We start from the raw sequence: 10,886 nt of genomic DNA on the forward strand, positions 1-10,886 counted from the left end.
TATAAAAAAAAGCATTCAACTAGTGCTGAATGCTTTTATTATTTAAAAAAACGTAAATTTTACAAACTCGCTTTTAAATATTCTCTGTTCATACGGGCAATATTTTCTAACGAAATCCCCTTTGGACATTCGATTTCGCAGGCACCTGTATTAGTACAGTTTCCGAAACCTTCTTCGTCCATTTGACGAACCATGTTTAGAACACGCTCGGTTGCTTCTACTTTTCCTTGTGGTAACAACGCATACTGTGATACTTTCGCTCCAACAAACAACATGGCTGAACCGTTTTTACAAGTCGCTACACAAGCTCCGCAACCAATACAAGCCGCCGCCATAAAAGCTTTGTCTGCATCGTCTTTTGGCACAGGAAGTGAGTTGGCATCGATGGTATTTCCGGAAGTATTTACAGACACGAAACCTCCTGCTTGTTGAATACGGTCAAAAGCGGTTCTGTCTACCACTAAATCTTTGATTACCGGAAAAGCTTTACTTCTCCATGGTTCAACATAAATGGTGTCACCGTCGTTGAACATTCGCATGTGCAACTGACAAGTGGTGATGCCGGTATCGGGTCCGTGAGCACGTCCGTTGATGTATAACGAACAGCTTCCGCAGATTCCTTCACGACAGTCGTGATCAAACGCAACAGGTTCTTTTCTGTCATTGACTAATTGCTCGTTCAATTGGTCTAACATTTCCAAAAACGAACTCGCCGTTGAAACGTTGTCTAATTTATATGTTTCGATTCCACCTTTTGTTTTAGTGTTTTTTTGACGCCAAATTTTTAGAGTGATATTTATATTTTTTGCTGTTGACATAATACTAATTATTTATAATTACGGGCTGCAATTTTGATTTCTTCGTACTTCAATTCTTCCTTATGCAATTCAGATTTAGAAATGTCTGAACCTTTGTATTCCCAAGCTCCCACAAATTTAAAGTTTTCGTCGTCACGTAAGGTTTCACCTTCGGCATCTTGGTATTCTTCGCGGAAATGACCGCCACATGATTCGTTTCGTTGCAAGGCATCCATCGCCATTAATTGTCCGAGTTCGATAAAATCGGCCACACGAAGGGCTTTTTCTAACTCAGGATTTAATTCGTCTGAAGTTCCCGGAACATATACATCGCTGTAGAATTCTTCTTTTAGTTGAGCAATTTCGGAAATAGCTTGTTTTAAACCTTGTTCGTTTCTTCCCATTCCTACTTTATTCCACATGATTAAACCTAAACGTTTGTGGAAATGGTCAACAGTTTTAGAACCGTTATTGTTTAAAAATTTATCGATCTGCGATTTTACATTGGATTCGGCTTCAGCAAATTCCGGCAAATCAGTCGAAATTTTTCCGGTTCTGATTTCATCGGCTAAATAATTTGAAACCGTGTAAGGTAAAACGAAATATCCATCGGCCAAACCTTGCATTAAAGCAGAAGCTCCTAATCGGTTTGCTCCGTGATCTGAGAAATTAGCTTCTCCTGCCACAAAACAACCTGGAATGGTCGACATCAAATTGTAATCTACCCAAACACCACCCATGGTGTAGTGAACCGCTGGATAGATTTTCATTGGCGTTTCGTATGGATTCTCATCGGTAATTTTTTGGTACATGGTAAATAAGTTACCATATTTTTCTTCCAACCATTTTTTACCTAATTTAATGATTTCTTCTTCAGAAGGATTGTGATTTCCTTGAGCATAAGCGGCTTGTTTTCCTTTGTTTTTAATTTCTGTAGAGAAATCAAGGTAAACCCCTTCGTTGGTATCGTTTGCTTCAATTCCGTAACCCGCATCACAACGCTCTTTGGCAGCTCTGGAAGCTACGTCACGAGGCACTAAGTTTCCGAACGCAGGATATCTTCTTTCTAAGAAATAATCTCTGTCTTCTTCAGCAATTTGTGTTGGTTTTAAATTTCCTGAACGAATGGCTTCCGCATCTTCTTTCTTTTTTGGCACCCAAATTCGACCGGAATTACGCAATGATTCTGACATCAACGTTAATTTTGATTGATTGGTTCCGTGAACAGGAATACACGTTGGGTGAATTTGCACATAACAAGGATTAGCGAATAACGCTCCTTGTTTGTGGATTTTCCAACCTGCGGTTACGTTACTTCCCATGGCATTGGTTGAAAGGAAATAGACGTTTCCGTAACCTCCTGATGCTATAATAACAGCGTGAGCTGAATGTCTTTCTAATTCTCCTGTGATTAGGTTTCGGGCAATAATTCCGCGAGCTTTTCCGTCTACTTTTACCAATTCTAACATTTCGTGACGGTTGTACATTTTCACACGACCTAATCCAATTTGTCTTGATAAAGCTGAATAAGCACCTAATAATAATTGTTGTCCTGTTTGACCAGCTGCATAAAACGTACGTTGTACTTGAGTTCCTCCAAAGGAACGGTTGTCTAACATTCCGCCGTATTCACGTGCAAAAGGAACACCTTGAGCTACACATTGGTCGATGATGCTTCCTGAAACCTCGGCTAAACGATGCACGTTTGCTTCACGAGCACGGTAATCGCCTCCTTTTATGGTATCATAAAAAAGACGGTAAACACTATCACCATCATTTTGATAATTTTTAGCAGCGTTAATTCCACCTTGAGCGGCAATGGAGTGAGCTCTTCTTGGTGAATCTTGAAAACAAAAAGCACTTACATTGTAACCCATCTCACCAAAAGAGGCAGCAGCAGAAGCTCCTGCTAAACCTGTTCCAACGACAATAATATCAATTTTTGGACGGTTATTTGGTGCAACTAATTTTAAATGGTTTTTATGGTTTGTCCACTTTTGAGCAACTGGACCTTCCGGTATTTTTGAATCTAACTTCATAATATAGTTCTGATGTTGATTATTTAGTAAAATGTATGTATAAAGGAATAATAGCAAATAAAAACGGAACTAAAACCGCAAATGCCTTTCCAATAAAATGAATGGTTGGCGTCCATTTTGGACTATTTAATCCTAACGATTGAAACGCACTTTGGAACCCGTGCCATAAATGAAAGCCTAAAACGGCCATTGATAACACATAGAAAATGGTAAAAAACAAACCTTCGTTTGGAATCACTCCAAAAAGCTTTTCTTTACTTCTGAAAAAATCCATGGTGATTTTGTGTAAGTCTTTATAACCTTCAGCAAATTGAACTTTGATGGGTTTGGTATAATAAAAACCATTACCCTCAATAATCAAATTTTCACCATCCACTTGGTTTACATTAATAAATCGATCTTGTCCCCAACCTGAGGTAATGTAAAAACTTGAAACTTGACCACCATTGTCAATAGTTATGGTTTGAAGCGGCATGGTGGTAAAGTGCATTTTTGCCCAAAAATTGGTCATGTGGGTGGCAATAAAAATTAACACTAAAGTGCCCAAAACAGCCATGTTTCTGGACGAGAAACTACTATTTGCTCCGGGATTTGTTTTTGCATAACCAACCGGTCGTGCTTTTCTGTTTTGAATGGTGAGAAGAAATCCATCAACTACGTGAAAAAGGATGGAAATGTAGGTAACATAAGATAAAATTTTTACTGCAGGATTAGTAGTCATGAACAATGCATATTCATTGAATTGCAAAGGTGTTCCGAAAATAAGTTGAAGATTTCCGGCCAAATGACCTACTAAAAACAAGCATAAAAATAAACCCGTAAGAGCCATCCAATACTTTTTTGCAATGGAAGACTTCAAAAGTGCCGATTTTGCCATAATGTTTGTGTAAAATAAATTTTTAAAAATTTCACACAAATTTACAGCTATTTGGAAACAACTACAACCTTTTCGTTCTAATTTAAAGTGATTTTAAAGAAGGATTAACAAGTGTTTAGTTGAAAGATAAGGTGTTGCCCAAAAAATAGTAAAAAAAATAAACAAATATTTAGTTCACAAAACTTGGAATTAAACCCCTCAACCCCATGTCAACAACATTTTCTCCTATAGCTGGTTCAAATTTACCGTCATTATTTACTTCAGTCCATTCAAAACTGTTATTAATTGATAACGATAACGTCATAACAATATCTCGGGTTTCATTTCCTGTGATTATAAAATTATTTGCAAATTTTCCGGTGACAACACAAGATCCTTGTGGAATTGGAGAGGTTTGAAATAATGGATTGGGAACCGTTGTTGCCCCTTCCGGAGCTTGACCCGATGTTGCAAATGGAAAATCATTCAACGCAAAAGCCCAATATCCTTGTGTTCTATTGCCGTTTACCGGAAATAGATTGTTGCCAATGGAATGTGTGCCGATAAAAGTGTTATAACCCACAAAACTATCTAAAGTTCCTGCATAGGTTACCCCGTCTTGAAACACTTGAATTACACCACTTTGATACGCCAAAGAAACTCGAATCCATTCATAACTACCAATCATTTCTGGAGTTATCGGGATTTTTAAAAAAACTTCGTCCGCTCCAACTACTAGGGCCTGACTAAAATCAATTGCCATTGATCCTCCTAGATTTGTCTCTGGTGCATGATAGAGAATCTTTCCTTGACCCAATAAAGTAGTTGCTGAAGGTGCCAACTCCAAGTAATGAGCACTAATTTTTTTCATATCAGGAGATTGAGCTGCATTTCCATCAGGAATAATTGATGGTTGTCCAATATTATTCAACCGAAGTTGATTCGCATCAAATTTGAATTTGATGATTAAACTGGGTTCTTCTGATAAAGCATCGTCTGAGCTACAAGAAAAAAAACCGAAAATACTAACTAAAAGTAATAGTATTCCGGTGGTTTGGCAATTTTTAGTCATGTTTAGTAGGTTTTGGTCACATCTTCATCAATAACGAGAATAAAGTCCGCTTTATTGTAGTTTTCTTTTTCCAATTTTGAAATATCTTTTTGAGTAACCGTTGAAATTGTCACAAGTTGCAAGCTTGGTTTTTCTCGTTTTAAATACCAATAGATGCCTTCAAAATTATCACTGTGATACGTACCATGATAATGAATAAAAAGGGAATTGTTTTTTAAATTTTGCAGGATAAAATGAGCCATAGTAGCATCTTTTATGGCTTGTGCTTTTGGCATTTTTTCTCCGGCATGACCACCCATCATTTCCAACATGTTTTGATAACCCGGCAAACTGATGTCAAATGCAATAGGCAAAGGAGCTATCCAGGTTTTCTCTTCTTCGGTCAATGGGTCTAGAGCTGCAAAATCATTCTTAAAAACCATACTGGCATAACGTCTGGGAATGTTAGTTGCTACAAACGGTATTTTTTGCTCCTTAGCAAAATCAACCAAAGGTTTGTAATCTGTTTTATAATTGGACCAAAGTCGGGCCAAAGTATCAAATGCTTTTTGATTTATATCGCCTTGCAAATACTGATTCAACTGTATTTGATTATCAGCTTCTATCATTTCGGCACCTAAAACCAGGGGTTTCTTTTCCGACAAGTCTTTGGTAATTTCCAATTGAAGCCAATGCACTATCGAATTATCATGGTATTCGCCAAACAACAAAACCTCTGTCTTTGTAGCTGCTTTTAATAACTTTTCATAGGTGGTCTTTTTGCCGTTTTTATCAAATAATTGATACGGCATTTTGTTTTGACCAATTGCATTAGTAAAACAACTTAGGGTTAAAAATAAAAGTACTATCCTGAGTCCGTTATAGCTTTTCATGTGTTGTAGGTTGTAATTATCTTGGTGTTCGTTCATTTTTTTTAACTTCAAAAGGAATGGTTTGTGAAACGGTACCTTGTGTCATTTTAATGGTATAATTTCCGGGAATCAAATAAATAGCATCGTTTTTGGCTGCTTTAAGTTTTACCTCTTTTGCTTTTTTCTGCCATTTTTCTTTTCCGGTTGTCGAAACGGTAGCTTGATAATTCCATGTATTCAAGCCTTCATGAGCTTGAATTTTTTCTTCATAAACAGGAATTCCTAAGTCATTTAAAACAGCAACAACAACTTCTCCTTTGCTTTTGGCATAGTAATCAACTTTTACGTTAGGCACATTTCCGGGAAACCATTTTGTCCAACTGCTCCCCCAATTTTCTGAATGTCTTATAGATGCTGTTTCAAACACTTTTAAATCTTGATTTAGGATGTCATCGTTTAGTTGTTGAATGCTTTTCAAATTGGTTTTATAAATGGAACGTCCATGGGTGCCAACAATTAAATCTTTTGTTTCTTTTTGTATCACGGCATCATGCACGGCAACATTGGGCAATCCATTCATAAAAAGTTGCCATGAAGCACCTTGATTGAATGAAATATAAAATCCGTTGTCTGTTCCCAAATAAATGATTTTTGGATTGTCAGAATCTTCCAAAATAACATTTACAGGTGAAGAAGGAATTCCGTTGGCAATTGATTTCCAAGTTTGACCATAATCCTCAGAACTGTATACATAGGAAGTAAAATCATCCCATCTGTAACCGTTTAAGGTAACATAAACGCGTTCTTTTTGATGAGCAGAGGCAACCACTCTTGAAACCCAAAGGTCTTTTGGAAAGCTGTCTGAAATTTTTGACCAAGTGGCTCCGGCATCTTTGGAAACATGTACCAATCCGTCATCGCTTCCCACATAAAGTAATCCAAATTGAAACGGACTTTCGCTAAAGGTTGTAATGGTTCCATAAGCCACATTTCCTTCTTTTCCGCCTTGTGTTAAATCGGGTGAAATGGCCGTCCAATCATCACCTTGGTTAAAAGAACGATGCAAAAACTGCGACCCCATGTATAAAATATCTTGGTTGTGACTTGACAATAAAATTGGGGTTTGCCAATTATATCGCAATGGCTTTTCGTCTTTTTTAGCTCTTGGAGAGATGTATTTTTGGTTTTTGGTTGCTCTGTCAATTCTGTAATAATTTCCAAATTGAAAACCGGTAAAAACAAGATTTGGATTGCGTCTGTCAATCTGTGTTTGCATACCGTCACCTCCCATTATGCTTTCATATGGATATTTTCCTTCCTGATGCCATTCTGAACTGTAGCTGTAATTGCTTGGTCCAACCCAAACGCCATTGTCTTGCATACCGCCATAAATGTTATAAGGTGTTTGGTAATCTACATTGACACTGTAAAATTGACTCACATTGTGTGAATTACACTTGATCCAATTTTTACCATCATCATAAGAAATATTCAAACCGCCATCGTTTCCATTAATCAAATGTCCCGATTTATTAGGGTTTACCCATAAAGCATGGTGATCGGCATGTACATTTTCTCTGTTGATAGAAACAAAGGTTTTTCCGCCATCGTCAGATTTAATGATGGGAACACCGCCTATATAGATTTTATCTGAATTAGATGGGTCAACAGTAATTTTTGCAAAATAATAACCATACGAATAAAAGAAATCATCAATAAAATCCTGATGGGTTCTTTTCCATGTTTTTCCGCCGTCGGTTGATTTGAAAACTTCGGCTCCTATAACTTCGGTTTCAAACAAGGCTTTGTTGGCATCCAACAAAAAGCTTTTGGCTTCAGCCGGTTTCATATAATTATTGGAAACCAAATGTTTGATATTTTCTGCTCTGTATTTTTCTGAATAGCCAAATGTTTTTAGATAATTATTAATTTCTTTGGATGGAATGGCTTCAAACACATCGCCGGGAACACTAAACATTTCAGGCAAAGTTGACTTTGCAGCCGCTGTTGCAGGTCGTTTGAATTGGTTGTCGTGAACCGCATAAACCACATCGTTGTCAAATGCCGCTAAACCAATTCTGCCCACTCCTTCTCCATTTGGAAATCCACTTTCAGGAGTAGAAACCAATGTCCAAGTGGAACCGGCATCTTCACTTTTATAAACGCCTGAAGTGGCTCCGTTTCCTAAAAAATTCCACGCTTTACGGTCTCTGTTCCAAGTCGAAGCATATTGAATGGCAAAGTTTTTTGGCGATACGGAAACGGAAATAACACCGGTTGCATCATCAATAAACAATGTTTTTTTCCATGTTTTTCCGCCATCTGTTGTTTTAAAAACGCCTCTTTCGTCATTTTTAGAATACAAATGCCCAATAACTCCGATTATCACTTCATCCGGATTTGACGGGTTTATTACAATCTTACCAATGTGATGACTGTCGTGCAATCCTACATTTTCCCAAGTTTTTCCTTGGTCTTTTGATTTTAAAATTCCGATTCCGGCATACGAAGAACGAGAAGAATTGTTTTCTCCGGTACCAACCCAAATAGTGCCGCTTTTCCAATCTACAGCAGTGTCTCCAATGTTTTGAGTTGGAGCAGTATCCATTATCGGTGTAAAACTCATTCCGTTATTATTAGTATACCAAACGCCGCCTGAAGCATAACCCACATAAAATTCAGTAGGGTTTTCAGGATTCACTTCTACATCAACCACTCTGCCGCTCATTATCGTTGGTCCAACACTTTGAAAAGCTATATTTTTTACTAATGATTTTTCAGATAAAGCACTTTTTTGAAGTAAGGCTTCTGCAATTACTTGAGGCAAAGTTGCATCTTGCGACCATCCTATTTGGACGGTCATAAACAGAACTAGGAAATACTTTTTTTTCATTTTAAAAAAGTTATAGGAGTTGGAAAATTAAATTTATCCTGCAATTTACATTTAAATTTTTTTTAATCTTAGTACTTTTGAGAATTATTCTAAAATTGGAAGACAATGAAATACCATCCTATTGATAAAAATTTATACATAAAAAACAGGGCAAAGTTTGCTTCTCAAATGAAACCAAACAGTGTTGCCGTTTTCAATTCTAACGATATGTATCCGGTAAGTGCAGACACTACTTTGCCATTTGCACAACATCGTGACATTTTATATTTGAGTGGTGTGGATCAAGAAGAAAGTATTTTACTATTGTTTCCGGATGCTCCTTACCAACATTTAAAAGAAGTGTTGTTTTTAAGAGAAACTAACGAACACATCGCCGTTTGGGAAGGTGAAAAGTTAACCAAAGAGCGAGCTTTTGAGGTTTCCGGAATAAAAACGGTCTATTGGCTAACCGATTTTCATAAAATTTTAAAAGAAGTAATGTCGTATGCCGATACGATGTATATCAACACCAACGAACATTATCGTGCGTCAGTAGAAACAGAAACTCGCGAAGCCCGATTTATCAAATGGTGGAAAGAAAATTATCCGGCTCACAAAGTAGAAAAAAGCAATCCGATTTTACAACGGCTGCGTTCGATTAAAGAAAGTGAAGAAATTGATTTGTTGCAAAAAGCGTGTGATTTAACCGAAAAAGGTTTCCGCAGAGTACTGTCTTTTGTGAAACCCAACGTAATGGAATATGAAATTGAAGCCGAATTTGCTCATGAATTCATTAGAAACCGTTCAAAAGGTTTTGCCTATACGCCAATTATTGCTTCAGGAAATAATGCGAATGTGTTGCATTACATCGAGAACAACCAACAATGCAAAGAAGGCGATTTGATTTTGTTAGATGTAGGTGCCGAATATGCCAATTATTCGAGTGATATGACTCGAACAATTCCTGTTTCTGGAAAGTTTTCTCCACGACAAAAAGAAGTGTACAATGCGGTGTTGCGAGTGAAAAATGAAGCTACTAAACTATTGGTTCCCGGAACACTTTGGAAAGAATACCATCTGGAAGTAGGCAAAATCATGACTTCGGAATTGTTGGGCTTAGGCCTGATTGATACTGCCGATGTGCAAAATGAAAATCCGGAATGGCCGGCTTATAAAAAATATTTCATGCATGGCACTTCACATCATTTGGGATTAGACACACACGATTACGGATTGTTGCACGAACCCATGCAAGCCAATATGGTTTTTACGGTGGAACCCGGAATTTATATCCCAAAAGAAGGTTTTGGCATTCGATTGGAAGACGATGTAGTGATTCAAAAAAGTGGCGAACCGTTTAATTTAATGCGAAATATTCCGATTGAAATTGAAGAAATTGAATCGATAATGAATGCTTAAATTGGTTTAAGAGTTTAAAGGTTTATAGGTTTAAAAGGGGCTCGCAGGGATGTGGGTCGTTTTTTTTTAACTCAGATTTGAAAAATTCTAGAAATTATTAAAATTATTAAAATCTGTGTTCCCATTGGATTTTAATTTAGTTATAATTTACTTTGCCAAACCAACTTTTCAACCCGAAACTTGAAACCTGAAACCAAAAACATACTATACAAAAACACCAAAATCAACTACACCGACATTGGAAAAGGAACAGCCGTTGTGCTATTACACGGCTTTTTAGAAAACCTTTCGATGTGGAATGCTTTTATGGCCGATTTTTCTAAAAAAAACAGAGTAATTGCTATCGACTTATTAGGTCATGGTGACACAGAATGTCTGGGTTACATTCACACCATGGAAGATCAAGCCGATATGGTTCATCAAGTGTTGCGTGAACTCAAAATCAGAAAAGCAGTGTTTATGGGTCATTCCATGGGTGGTTATGTGGCATTGGCTTTTGCAGAATTGTATCCGGATGCTGTAAAAGGATTGGCTTTATTGAATTCTACTTCAAGAGCTGATAGTAAAGAACGAAAACAAAACCGGGATCGAGCCATAGTTGCCGTAAAACAAAATCATACCGCTTTTGTGAGAATGTCTATTGCCAATTTATTTAGTGAAGACAATCGGGAACGACTGAGCGATGTTATTGAAAAGGTGAAAAAAGAAGCTCTAAAAACACCGCTTCAAGGTATTGTTGCCGCTTTAGAAGGTATGAAAATACGAATTGACCGAGAGGTGTTGTTTCATTTTTCTTCCTATCCTATTGTGTTGATTTTAGGTAAAAAAGATGGTGTTTTAAACTATGAAGACAGTCTGGAACAAATAGAAAAAACCAAAGTAGAATTGGTTACATTTCCCGATGGACACATGAGTCATATTGAAAATGAAACCGAGTTAAAAACGGTTTTACTTGGGTTCTTGAAGAAAATTTAACAGAA

At 37.1% G+C, this 10,886-nt stretch carries 8 protein-coding genes; 2 read left to right on the forward strand and 6 right to left on the reverse strand.

Annotation, left to right across the window (positions count from 1 at the left end; all coding sequences use genetic code 11):
* Window positions 1-59 precede the first annotated feature (59 nt).
* The 6 genes from IEV15_RS04875 to IEV15_RS04900 form a co-directional block, all read right to left on the reverse strand.
* Window positions 60-818, reverse strand: coding sequence for a succinate dehydrogenase/fumarate reductase iron-sulfur subunit (locus IEV15_RS04875; RefSeq protein ID WP_188361391.1), 759 nt, complete (start codon window positions 816-818; stop codon window positions 60-62).
* Window positions 819-826: 8 nt separating this feature from the next.
* Complete coding sequence (locus IEV15_RS04880; protein WP_188361392.1) at window positions 827-2,836, reverse strand: fumarate reductase/succinate dehydrogenase flavoprotein subunit; 2,010 nt, start codon at window positions 2,834-2,836, stop codon at window positions 827-829.
* 19 nt (window positions 2,837-2,855) lie between these two features.
* Window positions 2,856-3,713, reverse strand: a complete 858-nt coding sequence (locus IEV15_RS04885) for a succinate dehydrogenase cytochrome b subunit (protein ID WP_188361393.1) — start codon at window positions 3,711-3,713, stop codon at window positions 2,856-2,858.
* Window positions 3,714-3,882: 169 nt separating this feature from the next.
* Window positions 3,883-4,764, reverse strand: coding sequence for a hypothetical protein (locus tag IEV15_RS04890; protein ID WP_229734095.1), 882 nt, complete (start codon window positions 4,762-4,764; stop codon window positions 3,883-3,885).
* 2 nt (window positions 4,765-4,766) lie between these two features.
* Window positions 4,767-5,672, reverse strand: coding sequence for a ChaN family lipoprotein (locus tag IEV15_RS04895; protein WP_373282138.1), 906 nt, complete (start codon window positions 5,670-5,672; stop codon window positions 4,767-4,769).
* Window positions 5,653-8,508 (reverse strand): VPS10 domain-containing protein, encoded by a 2,856-nt coding sequence (locus IEV15_RS04900; protein WP_188361394.1) that lies wholly within the window; start codon window positions 8,506-8,508, stop codon window positions 5,653-5,655. Before IEV15_RS04900 ends, IEV15_RS04895 begins: the two co-directional genes overlap by 20 nt.
* 105 nt (window positions 8,509-8,613) lie before the next feature.
* Between IEV15_RS04900 and IEV15_RS04905 the strand changes: the two genes are divergently transcribed.
* Window positions 8,614-9,906, forward strand: a complete 1,293-nt coding sequence (locus tag IEV15_RS04905; RefSeq protein WP_188361395.1) for an aminopeptidase P family protein — start codon at window positions 8,614-8,616, stop codon at window positions 9,904-9,906.
* 180 nt (window positions 9,907-10,086) lie between these two features.
* Window positions 10,087-10,881: an alpha/beta fold hydrolase gene (locus tag IEV15_RS04910; RefSeq protein WP_188361396.1), complete on the forward strand. Its 795-nt coding sequence runs from the start codon at window positions 10,087-10,089 to the stop codon at window positions 10,879-10,881.
* Window positions 10,882-10,886 lie beyond the last annotated feature (5 nt).

The organism is Flavobacterium orientale, assembly GCF_014638005.1.
Lineage (GTDB): Bacteria > Bacteroidota > Bacteroidia > Flavobacteriales > Flavobacteriaceae > Flavobacterium > Flavobacterium orientale.